This is a genomic window from Croceibacterium aestuarii (assembly GCF_030657335.1).
GTDB lineage: Bacteria > Pseudomonadota > Alphaproteobacteria > Sphingomonadales > Sphingomonadaceae > Croceibacterium_B > Croceibacterium_B aestuarii.
This window is the reverse complement of sequence record NZ_CP131039.1, coordinates 2,630,469-2,646,812: the sequence shown is the minus strand read 5'-3', so window position 1 is coordinate 2,646,812 and position 16,344 is coordinate 2,630,469. Positions and strand designations below refer to the sequence as shown.

16 protein-coding genes and 1 tRNA gene are annotated in these 16,344 nt (G+C 65.2%); 15 read left to right on the top strand and 2 right to left on the bottom strand.

Going from position 1 to position 16,344, the window contains the following annotated elements:
• Positions 1–368: 368 nt before the first annotated feature.
• The 12 genes from pyrH (at position 369) to Q7I88_RS13000 (ending at position 11,908) form a co-directional block, all read left to right on the top strand.
• Positions 369–1,091, top strand: coding sequence for a UMP kinase (pyrH, locus tag Q7I88_RS13055; protein ID WP_305096348.1), 723 nt, complete (start codon positions 369–371; stop codon positions 1,089–1,091).
• The gene (gene frr, locus Q7I88_RS13050) at positions 1,091–1,648 is read left to right on the top strand and encodes a ribosome recycling factor (protein ID WP_305096347.1); all 558 of its coding nucleotides are present in this window, start codon (positions 1,091–1,093) and stop codon (positions 1,646–1,648) included. The genes pyrH and frr overlap by 1 nt, the downstream gene beginning before the upstream one ends.
• Positions 1,649–1,771: 123 nt before the next feature.
• Entirely contained in the window at positions 1,772–2,452 is a 681-nt protein-coding gene (gene uppS / locus Q7I88_RS13045; RefSeq protein WP_305096346.1) for a polyprenyl diphosphate synthase, read from the top strand.
• A complete protein-coding gene (locus tag Q7I88_RS13040) occupies positions 2,439–3,152 on the top strand; it encodes a phosphatidate cytidylyltransferase (RefSeq protein ID WP_305096345.1) in 714 nt (237 codons plus the stop codon). Before uppS ends, Q7I88_RS13040 begins: the two co-directional genes overlap by 14 nt.
• Before the next feature lies 1 nt (position 3,153).
• A complete protein-coding gene (locus Q7I88_RS13035; RefSeq protein WP_305096344.1) occupies positions 3,154–4,308 on the top strand; it encodes a 1-deoxy-D-xylulose-5-phosphate reductoisomerase in 1,155 nt (384 codons plus the stop codon).
• A gap of 1 nt (position 4,309) precedes the next feature.
• Positions 4,310–5,446, top strand: a complete 1,137-nt coding sequence (rseP, locus tag Q7I88_RS13030; RefSeq protein ID WP_439648342.1) for an RIP metalloprotease RseP — start codon at positions 4,310–4,312, stop codon at positions 5,444–5,446.
• Positions 5,447–5,616: 170 nt separating this feature from the next.
• On the top strand, positions 5,617–8,319 hold the full coding sequence (gene bamA, locus Q7I88_RS13025) for an outer membrane protein assembly factor BamA (RefSeq protein ID WP_439648392.1): 2,703 nt from the start codon (positions 5,617–5,619) through the stop codon (positions 8,317–8,319).
• Entirely contained in the window at positions 8,319–9,014 is a 696-nt protein-coding gene (locus tag Q7I88_RS13020; protein ID WP_305096343.1) for an OmpH family outer membrane protein, read from the top strand. Before bamA ends, Q7I88_RS13020 begins: the two co-directional genes overlap by 1 nt.
• Positions 9,015–9,034: 20 nt before the next feature.
• The gene (fabZ, locus tag Q7I88_RS13015) at positions 9,035–9,490 is read left to right on the top strand and encodes a 3-hydroxyacyl-ACP dehydratase FabZ (RefSeq protein WP_305096342.1); all 456 of its coding nucleotides are present in this window, start codon (positions 9,035–9,037) and stop codon (positions 9,488–9,490) included.
• Positions 9,491–9,886: 396 nt separating this feature from the next.
• Positions 9,887–10,111 (top strand): 50S ribosomal protein L31, encoded by a 225-nt coding sequence (gene rpmE, locus Q7I88_RS13010; RefSeq protein WP_305096341.1) that lies wholly within the window; start codon positions 9,887–9,889, stop codon positions 10,109–10,111.
• A 218-nt stretch (positions 10,112–10,329) separates the two neighbouring features.
• Entirely contained in the window at positions 10,330–10,533 is a 204-nt protein-coding gene (locus Q7I88_RS13005) for a hypothetical protein (protein ID WP_305096340.1), read from the top strand.
• A gap of 154 nt (positions 10,534–10,687) precedes the next feature.
• Positions 10,688–11,908 (top strand): hypothetical protein, encoded by a 1,221-nt coding sequence (locus Q7I88_RS13000; protein WP_305096339.1) that lies wholly within the window; start codon positions 10,688–10,690, stop codon positions 11,906–11,908.
• A 3-nt stretch (positions 11,909–11,911) separates the two neighbouring features.
• Here the strand turns inward: Q7I88_RS13000 and Q7I88_RS12995 are convergent, their stop codons facing one another.
• Both Q7I88_RS12995 and Q7I88_RS12990 read right to left on the bottom strand, forming a co-directional pair.
• Positions 11,912–12,334, bottom strand: coding sequence for a GFA family protein (locus Q7I88_RS12995; protein WP_305096338.1), 423 nt, complete (start codon positions 12,332–12,334; stop codon positions 11,912–11,914).
• A complete protein-coding gene (locus tag Q7I88_RS12990; RefSeq protein ID WP_305096337.1) occupies positions 12,328–12,963 on the bottom strand; it encodes a prolyl hydroxylase family protein in 636 nt (211 codons plus the stop codon). The genes Q7I88_RS12995 and Q7I88_RS12990 overlap by 7 nt, the downstream gene beginning before the upstream one ends.
• Positions 12,964–13,147: 184 nt before the next feature.
• Between Q7I88_RS12990 and Q7I88_RS12985 the strand changes: the two genes are divergently transcribed.
• From Q7I88_RS12985 to Q7I88_RS12975, 3 genes are all read left to right on the top strand, one after another.
• Positions 13,148–13,224, top strand: a tRNA-His gene (locus tag Q7I88_RS12985).
• Positions 13,225–13,273: 49 nt separating this feature from the next.
• The gene (locus Q7I88_RS12980) at positions 13,274–14,335 is read left to right on the top strand and encodes a Glu/Leu/Phe/Val family dehydrogenase (protein WP_305096336.1); all 1,062 of its coding nucleotides are present in this window, start codon (positions 13,274–13,276) and stop codon (positions 14,333–14,335) included.
• Positions 14,336–14,428: 93 nt separating this feature from the next.
• Positions 14,429–16,330, top strand: coding sequence for a potassium transporter Kup (locus tag Q7I88_RS12975; RefSeq protein WP_305096335.1), 1,902 nt, complete (start codon positions 14,429–14,431; stop codon positions 16,328–16,330).
• Positions 16,331–16,344 lie beyond the last annotated feature (14 nt).

Genomic DNA, 16,344 nt, shown 5'->3' with positions numbered 1-16,344 from the left:
GTTCAGGACGCGGAGCGCTGCCCTGAACGGCCAGGTTGACACAAGCGACACCCTGTCACTCACAAGAGCGCGTTCTAAGAGACTGCGATCGAATAATAATTCCGCGAATCTGCCGGGTGACAGATTCGCGGAATCGGCAGGGAGAACGCTTGCGGTGCAGCGCAACCGAAGATTCCCAGGTCCGACAGCCGGCCTGGTGCGAATCCAACCGTTTCAAGGAGCGGGCGGGAGGTTGACGAGCGAAGCCTGTGTAGGAAAGCGAAAAATCGCCATGCCGGGGATATTCGGTTTCGCCCGATACTTGGCACCGCAGGCTCTCGCTCTATAAGGGCGGCGCATTTCCGCTAGCCGAGAGGTTCCTGCCGCCCATGTCGATGCCCCGGGTCAAACGCGTCCTGCTCAAGCTCTCGGGCGAAGTCCTGATGGGCGACCAGCAGTATGGCATCGATCCGGCGTTCGTGACCGAGCTGGCGAGGGAAGTGAAAGCGGCGCGCGACACCGGCCTGCAGATCTGCCTGGTCATCGGGGGCGGCAATATCTTTCGCGGCATGGCCGGGGCGGCGCAGGGGATGGACCGGGCGCAGGCCGACTACATGGGCATGCTGGCGACGGTGATGAACGCGCTCGCGATGCAATCCGCGCTCGAGAAGATCGGCGTTCACACCCGCGTCCAGTCGGCGATCCAGATGGACCAGGTGTGCGAGCCGGTTATCCGCCGCCGGGCCGAGCGCCATCTCGAGAAGGGCCGCATCGTGATCTTTGCCGCCGGCGTCGGCGCGCCCTATTTCACGACCGATTCCGGCGCCGCGCTGCGCGCCGCCGAAATGCAGTGCGACGCGCTGCTCAAGGGCACCAGCGTCGACGGCGTCTACGACAGCGATCCGAAACAAAACCCGGATGCAAAGCGTTTCAATACAGTCAGCTATGACAAAGTGCTGGCAGACAATCTCAAGGTGATGGACGCCTCCGCCGTGGCGCTGTGCCGCGACAACCAGATTCCCATCGTGGTCTTTTCGATCCGCGAAAAGGGCAACCTGGCGCGCGTGCTGGCGGGCGGGGGCGTGCAAACCATAGTGAAAGGGGAAGCCTGATGGCGAAGTATGACAAGGCCGATATCGAACGCCGCATGGCCGGAGCGATCGACAGCCTGAAGGGCGATCTCGGCGGCCTGCGCACGGGCCGGGCCAACGTCAGCCTGCTCGATCCGGTGGTGGTCGAGGTGTACGGCGCGATGATGCCGCTCAACCAGGTGGCGACGGTCAACGCGCCCGAACCGCGCATGCTCAGCGTGCAGGTGTGGGACAAGGCCAATGTCACCGCAGTGGAGAAGGGTATCGCCCACGCCAACCTCGGTCTCAACCCGATGATCGACGGCCAGACGCTGCGCCTGCCGATGCCCGACCTGACCGAGGAGCGGCGCAAGGACCTGGCCAAGCTCGCCGGCAAGTACGCCGAAAACGCCAAGATCGCCATTCGCAACGTCCGCCGCGACGGAATGGAAGCGCTCAAGGAAGACGAGAAGAAGAAGGAAATTTCCGAGGATGATCGCAAGCGGGGCGAGGACGAGGTCCAGAAGCTGACCGACAAGTACGTCGCCGAGGCCGACGCGGCCGCCGCGCAGAAGGAAAAGGAAATCCTGACCCAGTGACGTTTTCCGGTTCCGTTCGTCCTGAGCCGGTGTCGCTCCGCGACAGCTGCGCTTCCGAAGGACGAACTTGCGAGGCGGTGCCAAAACGTGCTTCGACAAGCTCAGCACGAACGGATTTCATTCATGGGCTCTGACAATCGCGCCCGCCATGTCGCGATCATCATGGACGGCAACGGGCGCTGGGCCAAGCGCCACCACCTGCCGCGCGCGATGGGGCACCAGCGCGGAGTCGAGGCGGTGCGCAAGCTGGTCCGCTCGCTCGATTCGACCGGGCTCGAATGCCTGACGCTCTACGCCTTCAGTTCGGAGAACTGGAAGCGCCCCGAGGAGGAGATCGGCGACCTGATGAACCTGATGCGGCGGTTCATCAAATCCGACCTGCCGGAGTTCGTCGCCAATGACGTACGGCTGAAAATAATCGGCGACTGGAAGGGCTTGGACCCTGATATTGTCAAGATGCTCGAAGATGCGCTGGAGCAAACGGCGAAGGGCAGCCGGACGCTGGCGGTGGCGCTCAACTACGGTTCGCAGCAGGAAATCGCCCGCGCCGCGAGCAAGGCGGCCGCGGCGGGAGAGATCACCCCCGAGACGATTGCCGCGCATCTCGACACCGCCGATCTGCCGCCGCTCGACCTGCTGATCCGCACGAGCGGCGAGGTCCGGCTGTCGAATTTCCTGTTATGGCAGGCGGCGTACGCCGAAATGTGGTTCACCGACGTGCTATGGCCCGAGTTCACGCCCAGGCACCTGGCCGCGGCGCTCGAGGAATTCGCCAAACGGGAGAGGCGCTATGGCGGACGCTGAAGCGGTTCCTGCCGCCAAGAGGAACGCCGACCTACCGGTGCGCATCGCCTCGGCGGTCGTCATGCTGGCGCTGGTGGTCGGCGCCATCGCGATGGGCGAGGACTACGTTTCCGGGCTGGTCGCGATCGTCGCCGCGCTGGCCTTCGTCGAATACTGCCTGCTGGTGATCAAGGCGACGCCCAGCATCGGCCTGCGCGGCACCGGGGTGGCGTTCGGGCTGTTCTACTTCGGCTTTGCCGCCTGGGTGCTGATGCGGCTCGATTCCTATTTCCTGATTGCCGCGATCGGCGCGGTGATCTTCACCGACACCGGGGCCTATTTCAGCGGGCGGACGATCGGCGGACCCAAGATTGCCCCCAAGATCAGCCCGTCGAAGACCTGGGCCGGGCTCGTTGGCGGGATGGTCTTCGCCGGCTTGTGGCTCTCGCTCGTCGCGGCGATGTTCTTCTTCACCAGCGAAGGCGGCGACCTCGGCGCCGTGTGGGCCGTCGGCTACGACAAGATCATCAGCGCCTTCCTCGTCGGCTGCGTGCTCGCGGTCGTCGCGCAGGCGGGGGATTTCTTCGAATCCTGGCTCAAGCGCAGGGCGGGGGCGAAGGACTCCTCGCGGCTCATTCCCGGCCACGGCGGGGTGTTCGACCGGGTCGACGGGATGATTCCGGTGGCGCTGGTCGTCGGCTTGCTGTCGAGCGCGGCGTGACATGACCCGGTCCATCACCATCCTCGGCGCGACCGGATCGATCGGCGCCTCCACGCTCGATCTGCTCCGGCGCGAGCGCGAGAGGTGGCGGGTCGTGGCGCTCACCGCCAATTGCCAGGCGCGCGAGCTCGCGGCGCTGGCGCGCGAGTTCGGTGCCGAGGTCGCGGTGGTCGCCGACGAGAGCTGCCTGGCCGACTTGCGCGAAGCGCTCGCCGGAAGCGGGATCGAGGCGGCGGCCGGCAGGGCCGCGCTGTGCGAGGCGGCGGCGCGGGGCGCGGAGCTGACGGTGGCGGCGATCGTCGGCTGCGCCGGGCTGGCGCCGACGATGGCCGCGGTGGAGCAGGGCGGGATCATCGCCCTGGCGAACAAGGAAGCGCTCGTTTCGGCCGGCGACGTGTTGATGGATGCCGTAGCGCGCCACGGCGCGACGCTGCTGCCGACCGATTCCGAGCACAACGCGATTTTCCAGTGCCTGCACGGACAGGACCTGGCCGACGTGCGCTGGATCACGCTGACCGCCAGCGGCGGGCCGCTGCGCACCTGGAGCGACGAGCGGCTCGCCGCGGTCACCCCGGCGCAGGCCGTCGCCCATCCCAACTGGGATATGGGCGCCAAGATCAGCGTCGATTCGGCGACGATGATGAACAAGGGTCTCGAATTCATCGAGGCGGCGCACCTGTTTCCGGTCGGCCTCGAGCGAATCCGCATCGTCGTCCATCCGCAAAGCGTGGTTCATTCGCTGGTCGAGTACCGCGACGGTTCGACGCTGGCGCAGCTCGGGCCCTCGGACATGCGCGTGCCGATCGCCTCGTGCCTGGCCTGGCCGGGGCGGATGGACACGCCGTGCAAGGCCCTCGACCTGCCGGCGCTGGGCACGCTGAGCTTCTTCCCGCCGGACGAGGAGCGTTTCCCGGCCACCCGGCTGGCGCGCGAGGCGGCCGAGGCGGGCGGGGCGGCCCCGGCGGTGCTCAACGCGGCGAACGAAATCGCCGTGGCGGCCTTTCTCGCCGGTCAGATTGCGTTCACCCGCATTGCCGCAGTGGTCGAGCAGACCTTGACCCGTACGCTTCCATCCGCTCCTGCCACTCTCGACGACGTGCTCGCCGTCGACAGCGAGGCGCGGGCATGGGCGTCGAACATCCTGGAGCACGCCTGACGTGGTGCACGACCCGCCTTTCTGGATGTGGATTGCCGGCTTCCTGCTGGTGCTGGGCCCGCTCGTCACCTTGCACGAGCTGGGGCACTACCTCGTCGGGCGCTGGTTCGGGGTCAAGGCCGACGCGTTCTCGATCGGCTTCGGCAAGGAGTTGACCGGCTGGACCGACAAGCGCGGCACGCGCTGGAAGCTCTCGGCGCTGCCGCTGGGCGGCTATGTCCAGTTCGCCGGCGACATGAACGCCAGCAGCCAGCCGAGCCGCGAATGGCTCGACCTGCCCGAGGAAGAGCGCAGCAAGACCTTCCAGGCGCAGCCGCTGTGGCAGCGCGCGCTGATCGTGGCCGCGGGGCCCGTGACCAACCTGCTGCTGGCGGTCGGGATCATCGCCGCGTTCCTGACGATCAACGGCAAGGCCGTGCCGGCCGATCCGGCGCAGGAAAACTATATCGCCTCGTTCACCGAGAGCTCGCCGGCGCGCGCCGCCGGTCTGCAGGTCGGCGACCGCATCGTCGCCATCGACGGCCAGCCCATGGCCCGCTGGGAGCAGGTCGTGCAGCAGGTCGCGCTCCACCCCGGGGTGCGGATGACCTTCACGGTGGATCGCGGCGACGAGGCGCTGACCGTGCCGATCACCACCGCCAGCGTGGTCGCCCACGACCAATTCGGCAATGCCTCGCAGATCGGCCGGATCGGCGTGATGGCCCGCGATGTCGAGCGCGAGTTCCGGCCCGTCGGGCCGGTCGAGGCAATCGGGACGGCGTTCGTCGAATGCTGGCAGATCACGCGCTTCATGGTCACCGGGATCAAGCAGATCCTGGTCGGCGACCGCTCGGTCAAGGAGCTCGGCGGGCCGATCAAGATCGCCAAGTTTTCCGGCGAGCAGCTCAGCCTGGGGTGGCCGCAGTTCGTCAGTTTCGCGGCGCTCATCTCGCTTAACTTGGCGTTCATCAACTTGTTGCCAATCCCCGCCCTCGACGGCGGGCACCTGGCTTTCTATGCGGCAGAGGCGCTCCGCCGCAAACCAGCCAGCCAACGCAGTCAGGAATGGGCCTATCGGACCGGAATAGCCTTCGTGCTTGCACTGATGCTGTTCGTGACGATCAACGATATCGCCTCGCTGCCGATTTTCGGCGGCTAGGCGGGGAAAAGGATGCCACGGCGCGCGCACACCGGGGATGATCGCTTGATTGACCCCGCCGCATCGGGCAAGGGCGCGGTTCGCCTCGCCGGTTGTCGAAACGGGACGCTTTGAAGCAAGCGCCGAGCCGACGTGACGGGACGGGAATGGCACGCATCTGTGTCGATGGAATGGACGGGTTTATGAGCCGCAAGGCCAAGACGATCGCAGCGACGCCATTTGCCATCGCCCTGCTGGGCGGTACGATCCTCGCCGGTGTCCCGGTCGCGGCCAGCGCGCAGGATGCGCCCTCGGCGCCCGATGCTGCGCCGGCCCCGGCCGATCAGCAGAGCGACGTCATCAAGACGATCTCGGTCGCGGGCGCGCAGCGCCTCGAGCCGCAGACGATCCTGAGCTACATCCAGATGCGCCCCGGCCAGAGGTACACCGCAGCCGCGGCCGACCAGGTTCTCAAGGACCTGGCGGCGACCGAACTGTTCGCCGATTTCTCGGTCACCAACAACGACGGCAACGTGGTCATCAACGTGGTCGAGAACCCGGTGATCAATCGCGTGGTGCTCGAGGGCAACAAGCGCCTCAAGGACGACAAGATCACCCCGGAGATCAAGCTCGCCCCGAGGCAGATCTTCACCCGCTCCAAAGTGCGCGCCGACGTCGCCCGGATCATCGAGCTGTACAAGCGGCAGGGGCGCTACGCCGCCTCGGTCGAGCCGAAGATGGTGCAGCTTTCGCAAAACCGCGTCGACGTGATTTTCGAGATTACCGAAGGGCCCAAATCCAAGGTCCGGGCGATCAACATCATCGGCAACGAGGTCTTTTCGGACAGCAAGCTCAAGGGCGAGATGCTGACCAAGGAGGCGAGCCTCCTGAAGATCTTCAGTTCCTCGACCAGCTACGACCCCGACCGCATGGCGTACGACCAGCAGCTGTTGCGCCAGTTCTACCTGACCAACGGCTACGCCGAATTCCGCGTCGTTTCCGCGGTCGCCGAGCTGACGCCCGACAAGAAGAACTTCATCATCACCTACGTGGTCGAGGAAGGTCCGCGCTACAAGTTCGGCGACGTCAAGGTCGAGAGCGAGATCCGCGACTTCGATTCCAGCCTGATGACCAAGTCGCTGCCGATGAAAGAGGGCGAGTGGTACAACGCCAAGCTGGTCGAAGACACCGTCGACCAGTTGCAGGAGACTGCCGGCGCCTACGGTTATGCCTTCGCCGACGTGCGGCCCAAGCCGGTGCCGAACCGTGAAACCCACACGATGGACGTCACCTTCAACATCGGCGAGGCGCAACGCACCTATGTCGAGCGGATCGACGTCAACGGCAACACGCTGACGCAGGACAAGGTCATACGCCGCGAATTCCGCCTGGCCGAAGGCGATGCGTTCAACTCGCTGGCGGTGAAGCGCACCACCAACCGCATCAACGGCCTCGGCTATTTCCAGGAGAACTTCGAGGTCGAGCAGGTCGACGGCAGCGCGCCCGATCGGATCGTGCTCGAGGCCAACGTGCAGGAACAGGCGACCGGGCAGCTTTCGCTGTCGGCGGGCTTCTCGAGCCTCGAAAGCTTCATCTTCCAGGGCTCGATCCAGCAGCGCAACTTCCGTGGCCGCGGCCAGACCGTGGGCCTGGGCGTCAACTGGTCGCGCTATTCGCGTTCGGGCAACATTAGCTTCAACGAGCCGCATATCTTCGACCGGAACATCTCGGCGGGCGTCGACGTCTACCGCCGCGATTACAACAACGGTTACTACAAGAACAGCACGGCGACCTACAAGCAGTCGACCACCGGCGCGCAGTTCCGTCTCGGCGTGCCCTTGACCGAGTACACCTCGGTGCTCGGGCGCTATACCATCAACTACGACGAGATTACGCTCGACGAGAACCAGTTCTACGCCGACCTCAACGGCGACGGCGTGCGTACGTGCGAACCGCTGCTGGCCGGGCGCTACTTGTGCGAAGCGGTCGGCAACCGGCTGAGTTCGATCCTCGGACTTTCGCTGATCTACAACACGCTCGACAGCTATCAGCGGCCGACGCGCGGCCGTTCCGCGACCGCCAGCCTCGACTTCGCCGGCCTCGGCGGCGATACGCGCTATGTCCGCCTCACCACCAACGCCGCGCAATACTGGCCGCTGGGCGGCGGGCTGGTCTTCTCGCTGACCGGCGAAGCAGGGTTCATCAAGGGGCTGACCGACAAGGGGCCGGGCGTTACCGACGTCCTGCTCAACGATCGCTTCTTCCTTGGAGAGCCGCAGCTGCGCGGCTTCGACATTCGCGGCGTGGGGCCGCGCGTTGTGCGCCGGTATTATCTGCCCGACGATGATAACGATCCGACCACTCCGCCTCCCCTGACGGCGATCAATGCGCGGGGCACGGGCAACGATGCGCTGGGCGGGACCGGATATTACCGCGGCCGTGCAGAGCTCGAAATTCCGCTCGGTGCGGGCGCCCGCGAGCTGGGTTTGCGGCCGTCGGTCTTCTTCGACATCGGTTCGGTCTTCGGCGTGAAGAGGCCCGCCCTGACGAATAGCCCCTATCCCAATGGTATTTTCCTCCCCTCGCGGGATAGCAACGGCAATGCGCTCTATCAGCAGAAGGTTTACGACAGCGCAGGGACTGTCACCGGGATCCAAGTCGTGACAAACGCGACCGATCCCCAGGGCAACGCGAACACCCCCATCGGCAGCAGCGTACCGCCCTTCGTCGAGGAATTTTACGGCGATTCGCCGAAACCTCGCGCTTCGATCGGTATCGGGGTGAACTGGAATTCCCCGTTCGGCCCGTTCCGGATCGACTTCGCCTATCCTCTGCTCAAGCAGAAAGGCGACGATACCAAACGCTTCTCGTTCAACGTAGGAACACAATTCTGATGAAAATCTTCTCCAAACCGGCGCTGGCCGCCGGTCTCGCCCTCGCAACGCTCGTTTCGCCCGCCGCGATCTCGCCGGCCGCGGCACAGCAGGTTGCCGGCATCGGCATCGTCAACGCGCCGCTGGTGATCGCCAATTCGAACGCCTTCAAGACCGCGCAGCAGCAGCGGCAGGTCACCTACAAGGCGCAGATCGATCAGGCGACCGCGCGCCGGCAGGCCATTCAGGCCCAGTTGCAGCCGCTCGTTACCAAGCTTCAGACCGAAAGCCAGGCGGCCAACGCGGCGCAGAATCAGGCCTCGCTCCAGAAGCAATACGACACGATTCAGCAGATCCAGCAGAGCGGCCAGCAGGAGCTGCAGCAGATTCTCGCGCCGGTGCAGCTGAGCCAGGCCTATGTCGAGGAACAGATCACCGACCAGATGGCGACCGCCGTGCAGAACGCGGCGATGAAGAAGAACGTCACTCTGGTCATCGGCCCCGACAGCGTGCTTTACGCCGCCGCGCCGTACAACCTCAACCAGGCCGTGCTCGACGAGCTCAATACGCTGGTTCCGAGCGTGCAGCTGGTTCCGCCCGCCGGCTGGCTGCCGCGCGAGGCGCGCGAACAGCAGGCCCAACAGCAAGCCGCGTCGGCGGCTGCGCAAGGCCAGCAGCCAGCTGCCGCCAGCACGGCGCCGGTTTCGGGCCGCTGAGGCACTGACGGAGGCAGGGCATGAGCGATCCGAGGTCTCTCGATATTCTCGGGGTGCTCAAGGCCCTGCCGCACCGTTATCCGCTGCTGCTCGTCGACCGGGTGGTCAGCCTCGATCTCGGCGAGCGGATTCACGCGGTAAAGGCCGTCAGCTTCAACGAGGAATACTTCCAGGGCCACTTTCCGGGCCGCCCGATCATGCCGGGCGTGCTGCAGATCGAGGCCATGGCCCAGGCCGCGGCGATCCTGGGCATCGAGACGCTCGAGCTCGCCGGGACCGGCAAGCTGGTCTATTTCATGGGCATCGACGGCGCCAAGTTCCGCGCCCCGGTCGAGCCGGGTTGCCTGCTCGATCTCAAGGTCGAGTTCACCCAGCAGCGCAGCCGGGTGTACAAGTTCTCCGGCGAAGCCAGCGTCGAGGGCAAGGTCACCTCGACCTGCGATTTCACCGCGATGATTGCGGATCCGCCAGTTTGATCGTTTCGAACGCCCATCCGGGCGTTCGTCCTCGCTAGACGGGCAGCAAGCTGCCCCCGCTCGGGCGCGCATTCGCGCTTGCCCCGCCTCCCGGCGGCGAGGGACATTCCCTTCTTTCGTCACCCCGGACTTGATCCGGGGTCCAGCTAGTTTCCAACTTGTCCGAACGGCGAAGGATTGGTCCGCTACCAGCGCGTCGCAAGGCCGAACGGCTGCCCGCGGCGGCCTCGTAGCCGTAGGCGGAGGGAATCGCCCCGCGGACGCTCGCCCGGTGGGCGAGCGCAAAACAAGACTCCTGCCACGCTTGTAATTGGCCGCCTCCCCCTATATGGGGCCTGCTTTCCCGAACACAGCTGGACCGGTCGGAACCGTTCCGAAGCTTTGGAGACGAGTACCATGAAGGCCGATACCCACCCCGATTACCACATGATCACCGTCAAGATGACCGACGGCACCGAGTTCCAGACGCGCTCCACCTGGGGCAGCGAGGGCGACACGATGACGCTGGAAATCGATCCGACCAGCCACCCGGCCTGGACCGGCGGCACCCGCCAGGTACAGGAAGGCGGCCGCGTCGCGGCCTTCAACAAGCGCTTCGGCGGGCTCAGCCTCAAGAAGTAAGCGGTTCGGCACCGAACAAACGAAGGGCGGTCCCGCGGGGCCGCCCTTTTCTATTGGGGCATCTTCGCAGCGCCTTCGAACCCAACGCCATTGTCGACCCATTTCAGGACTTTCGCCGCACGGCGGTCGACCGACTTGCAAGAGAGTACTAGCCTCCGCGGCGCTCGCAAACCGCCATCCGGAGACTGCGAATCGTCCAAGTCTTGCTCATCGTCCTGATGACAGTGTGTCTCCTGCTCGTGATTTGCGGGTGGGTTTTCGTGCGCTGGATTATCGCCGATCTGCCGTCGGAGGATGACCGCACTGCCGCAGTGTCGATGTCGATCCTCTCGCGATTTGCCCGCTGGCTTCGCCAGCCCACTCTCAAGCTCGACTACCGGCGCGACAAGCGCGGACGATTTAGGAAGGTCCGGCGAGGTTAGCATCGATCCAGGCGATCGGGCGATGCAGCAAATGCCTAAATCGTCGACCCTGGGCCGTAGCCGTCTTCTCAATTCAATTTGGCCGTGCAACTGTCACCAAGTTCTAACATCCATCCGGCCCGGCGGCGGATGGATCCGGCGGGTTGGGGGCACGATGCGGAGCAGAATTCTTTTGGGTGCGGCGGCGCTGTCCGCGATGTTCACGGCGGGACAGGCAGCGGCGCAGGATGGCGCGGGACTGCTGTGCGTCACCAAGTTCCACCAGAACAGCGACGGGTATTATGTGCGCGCAGGCGAGGATTTCGCCTATGTCGTCTGGGGCGAAGTCGATCGCCTGTCCGAGGCAGGGGCCATTGCGGAATACTGGGCAAACCTGCACACCAAGAGCGCTGCAGAGCAGAATGCCGACAGTAGAAGTCAGCTGCTCGATGGTGCCGAGGTGACAGGGGCCGAATGCGTACCGCTTGAACCTGGCGCGGAAAATGGTCGGGCCAGGACTTGGGGGCGGACCTACACGGCCGTCAAGAAGTCGATCGTGGAGCGCATGAGGGCGTTCAACGTTCCGTGGTTCTGGGATGACCGGCAGAAAATGCCCACTTCGCTCGCAGCGGAAACATCGCCGGTCGGGATCGAAGAAGTAGCAGCCGAGAGCGGCTCGACGGAAGGCGACGAAGGTGGCGATCGGGCCGCGAGCGAAGCGAAACTGGCGGCAGACGCCGACGCCGCAGCCCGTACCCGCGAGGAGCAGCAGCAGCAGCTGGCGAAGGAAGAGCGCGAGCGGGTCGAACGCGAGCAGACCGAGCAAGTGCAGGCGATCTATGCCGAGCAGCAAAAATCCGCCCAGAGCGCTATCGCCGAACAAGACCGCCGGAAACGCGAATACGAAGCGCAGTTGGCTGAGCAACAGAAGCGCGACGAGGAGTACGAGAAGAAGCAGACGATGTTCCAGCTCGCGGTGGCCGAGCAGGAGCGGCGCCAGCGCGAGTATCTGGCCGACCTCGAGCGATACAAGCTCTGCCAGGCCGGCAACCAGCAGGCTTGCGACGACATCAGGGCGGGCAAGCCCGTCGCCGTGAAGGAAGACCAGGGCAAGGAGAAGGCCTCGACCGATACCGACGCCCGCCGCTGCGTTTCTCCGCCGGTGGTTTCCCCGAGTGCGACATGGAAGGGGGCGATTCAGGCCGTGGCGGTCAACGGGTGCGAGACGCCCGTCGATATCCGCATTTGCCTGCTGCGTTCGGGAGGCTGGAATTGCGGCGTCCAGTGGGGCGTCCGGCCGCAGGACCGCATGACACACTTCTCATTCGATACGGAGGGCGAACTGTTCTGGGATGCTCGTGTTACTGGCAGCAATCAACCGCTCGGCAACCCGTAGCGCTCAATCCCCGTTCGCCGGATCGAAGCGCATCGTCCCGGCATAGCGCGAGACGCCCGTATCGCCCGGGTGGTTTACCCCGTCGAAGACCGGCACCGCAGCGAAATCGTAGGGACTGACGCCGTCGAGCGTCGCGGCATTGAGGCCATACTTGTCGGGGTCGGAGCGGGTCTGGTGGAAGACGTGGATGCCGCACCTGGGGCAGAAGTGGTGCTGGGCCTGGTGCGTGTTGAACGTATAGAGCGCGATCACGTCTTCGCCCCCGGTCACCCTGAGGTTCTCGAGCGGGACGTCGACCATCAGCACGCCCTTCATCGCGCAGATCGAGCAGTTGCAGCGCCGCGCCCTCGCGCCTTCGGGCACCTTGGCATGATAGCGCACCGCGCCGCAGTGGCAGCCGCCATCGTATTCGCCTTCGATCACCATGCCCACGGTTTCTCCCGGTACCATTTGGTTATGACGTACTTGAGCCCTTTGCGCACCTTCATGGCGTGGTGCAGCGTGGCGGGGTTGAGGCTTCCGTCGGGGCGGTGGTTGTTCCAGGCCACCACCGTGCCCCGGGTCGGCTGGAACATCTTCTTGATGACCTTGAAGCGCGTCGCACCGCCGGCCTCGACGTCGTTGAGGTAGGCCATGAAGGTCCAGGTCCGCTGCCCCGCCACCGAGGTGTACTTGTGGAAGTCCGCTCCGCTGGGTTCGAAATAATCGGTGTGTGCCTTGAACTCCTGCCCCGGTTCGTAGCGCTGGCCCTGGACAGGCTCGCCGTATTCGATCGGGATGCCGTTCAGCCCGAATAGCCGCGCCTCCAGGTCCTGCACCGCCGGATCGGCCGGGTCGAGGTCGCAGGTCTCGCTGGTCCGGAAATAGTCGTCGCCATTGGGATCGGCGATGGTCGAGGGACGGCGGCCCACATCGATCAGCGTCATCAGCGCGTCGCACAGTTCCGGCGGAAGGAAGCCGGGTACGCTGAACAGTTCGATGCGCGGGGAGGGCACGCGGCGCACGCCAGGGCGGGACAGCAGCAGGTCGGCGGAGGTCTCGCCCGGATTCGTCATGTCGGTCTGATAGCGTTGCCGATCGTCGCTTCAAAGCACTGTAATTTTGTTGCGCGGGTGCCCGACCGCGGCACATTTTCCCTTTTCATTTTTGGCCTCCTGTGCAACAGGCGCGCCCTCGCGCAATCGCCGCTTGACCGGCATGCGCAGGGCCCTAAGCCGCGCCTCGCGGCACAGGCTTGTGGCGAATGTAGCTCAGTTGGTTAGAGCGCCGGTTTGTGGTACCGGAGGTCGCGGGTTCGGATCCCGTCATTCGCCCCATTTTCCCAAGCTTATCGCCCTAAATTCAAACGCTTGCACGGGCGGTACGATGGCATTCTGGACCGAGGCTGATTTCGACGAACACGAGCGGGTTGAGGTGGTGCACGACCGCGCATCGGGCCTGACCGCGATCATCGCGCTGCACTCCACCCACCTGGGGCCGGCGGCCGGCGGCACCCGCTTCTGGCACTATGCCGATCCCGACGCGGCGATGCGCGACGCGCTGCGCCTGAGCCGCGGGATGAGCTACAAGAACGCCATGGCCGGCCTGCCGATGGGTGGGGGCAAGGCGGTGGTCCTGCTCGACGAGAAAAGCACCAAGACGGCGGACATGCTCGCCGCCTTCGGCGATGCGGTCGATGCCTTGGGCGGGGCCTACGTCACGGCCGAGGACGTCGGGGCGAGCGAAGCCGACATGGTCGCGATCCACGCCCGCACGCCGCACGTCTGCGGCCTGCCCGCGGAAGACGGGTCGGTCGGCGGCGATCCGGGCCCGTTCACCGCGATGGGGATATATCACGGCATCAGGGCCGCGGTGGCCTACAAGCTGGACAAGGACAGCGTGGCGGGCGTGCATGTGGCGCTGCAGGGCTGCGGCAGCGTCGGCGGCGGCGTCGCCCGCCTGCTGGCCAAGGAAGGCGCGCAGCTGACCGTGGCCGACGTCGACGAGGACCGCGCCAAGACGCTGGCCCGGGAAGTCGGCGGCAAGGCCGTGGCAGCGGACCAGATCATGGCGACCAGCTGCGACGTGTTCAGCCCCAACGCGCTTGGCGCGATCCTCGACGAGGCCGGCGTGGCGCGGCTCGACTGCCGGATCGTCGCCGGCGGCGCCAACAACCAGATCGCCCGCCCCGAGCACGGCGCGCAGTTGCATGCGCGCGGCATTCTCTACGCACCCGACTATGTCATCAACGCCGGCGGGATCATCAACGTCAGCCTCGAGTACCTGTGCCGCCAGCACCGCGAACCCTGCGATATCAACGAGGTGCGCAAGCGGATTGCCCAGATCCCCGACCGTCTCATGGCCATCTGGCAGGAGAGCGACGAAACCGGGCGTTCGTCCGACGTCGTCGCCGACGCCATGGCGCGCGAGCTGATCGGCCGGGGTTGAGACAGCCGGCGCGAGCGCCGTTGCGGTGCCGATAAGGCGCTGCTAAGCGCGCTCGGCAATGCGCAAGAGTGGCACCCCGGGGCATCCATCGCAATGAGCGGATCCCAATCGGACAACGGACGGACGTCGGCCAAGCTGAAGCTGGCTGTAGGGGCTGTCGGTATCGTCTTCGGCGATATCGGCACCAGTCCGCTCTACGCCTTCAAGGAAACCTTCGTCGGCCCGCACAAGCTGACGATCGACGATGCCCACATCCTCGGCGTCGCCAGCCTGATCTTCTGGTCGATGACGCTGATCGTCTCGATCCAGTACGTCTCGATCCTGATGCGTGCCGACAATAAGGGGCAGGGCGGTACGCTGGCGCTGGTCGCGCTGATGAGCCGCTATCTCGGCGGCTCGAAATACGCTTTTCTGACGGTGCTGTTCGGCGTTTTCGCCACCGCCTTGTTCTACGGCGACAGCATGATCACCCCGGCGATCTCGGTGCTCTCGGCGGTCGAGGGCCTCACGGTGGTCAACAGCCGGCTCGACCAGTTCGTCATTCCCATTGCGCTGGTGCTGCTGATTGGCCTGTTCGTGCTCCAGAAGCGCGGCACCACAAAGGTCGGGGCGCTGTTCGCGCCGATCATGCTGCTCTACTTCTGCACGATCGCGCTGCTGGGCATTATCCAGCTGGTGCAGACCCCGGAGATTCTGCTCGCGCTCAATCCGTATTACGCACTGAATTTCTTCTTCCTCGACAAGTGGCTCGCATTCCTCGCGCTCGGCTCCGTCGTGCTGGCGGTGACCGGTTCGGAAGCGCTCTATTCGGACATGGGCCATTTCGGACGCGGGCCGATGCGCCTTTCCTGGTTCGGTTTCGTGATGCCGTGCCTCTTGCTCAACTACTTCGGGCAGGGCGCGATGATCATCGGCATGGGCGATGCCGCGGCGGCCGAAGCGATCCAGAACCCGTTCTTCTTCATGGCGCCGGACATGTTCCGCCTGCCGCTGGTGTTCCTCGCCACGGCGGCCACCTTCATCGCCAGCCAGGCGGTGATCTCGGGCGCGTTCAGCGTGACGCATCAGGCAATCCAGCTCGGCTTCATCCCCCGCCTGTCGATCCGCCACACCAGCGACGAGCACCACGGGCAGATCTACATCCCGATTATCAACTGGGCGTTGATGATCGCCGTGATCGTGCTGGTGCTGTTCTTCCGCAACTCCTCCAACCTCGCCTCGGCCTACGGCATCGCGGTGACCGGCGCGATGCTTATCGACACTGCGCTGATGGGCGTCTTGCTGTTCGTCGTGTTCAAGTGGCGCTGGTACTTCGCCGTCCCGGTCATCCTGCTGTTCGTCATCGTCGACGGGGCGTACTTCGTATCGAACTTCACCAAGGTGCCCGACGGGGGCTGGTTCCCGCTGATGATTGCCGGCATCGCCTTCACGTTGCTGACCACCTGGGCCAAGGGCCGCAAGCTGATGCGCGCGCGCATGGCCGAGGTCGGCCTGCCGCTCGACATCTTCGCCAAGTCGGGGCGCAACAGCACCGCCAAGGTGCCGGGCACGGCGATCTTCATGAACTCGGGTTCGAACGGTACTCCCTCGGCCCTGCTGCACAACATCAAGCACAACAAGGTGCTGCACGAACGCGTCGTCGTCCTGACGGTGTCGATCGACGATGCGCCCTACGTCGATCCGGAGAACCGGGTCGAGATGACCGATCTCGGCGATGGCTTCTATCGCCTGGTGCTGCATTACGGTTTCATGGAAGAGACCGACATCCCGGCGGCGCTGGCCAAGATAAACACCCTGTGCGGCGCGCCTTTCGAGATGATGCAGACGAGCTTCTTCCTGAGCCGCCAGACGCTGCTGAGCGCCGACAAGCCGGGCATGGCGATATGGCGCGAGAAGCTGTTCGCCTGGATGATGCGCAACGCCGCCACGCCGATGGAGTTCTTCCGCCTGCCGACCAACCGCGTGGTCGAGCTGGGGAGCCAGGTCGAGATCTGAGACCGCCGTCCTCG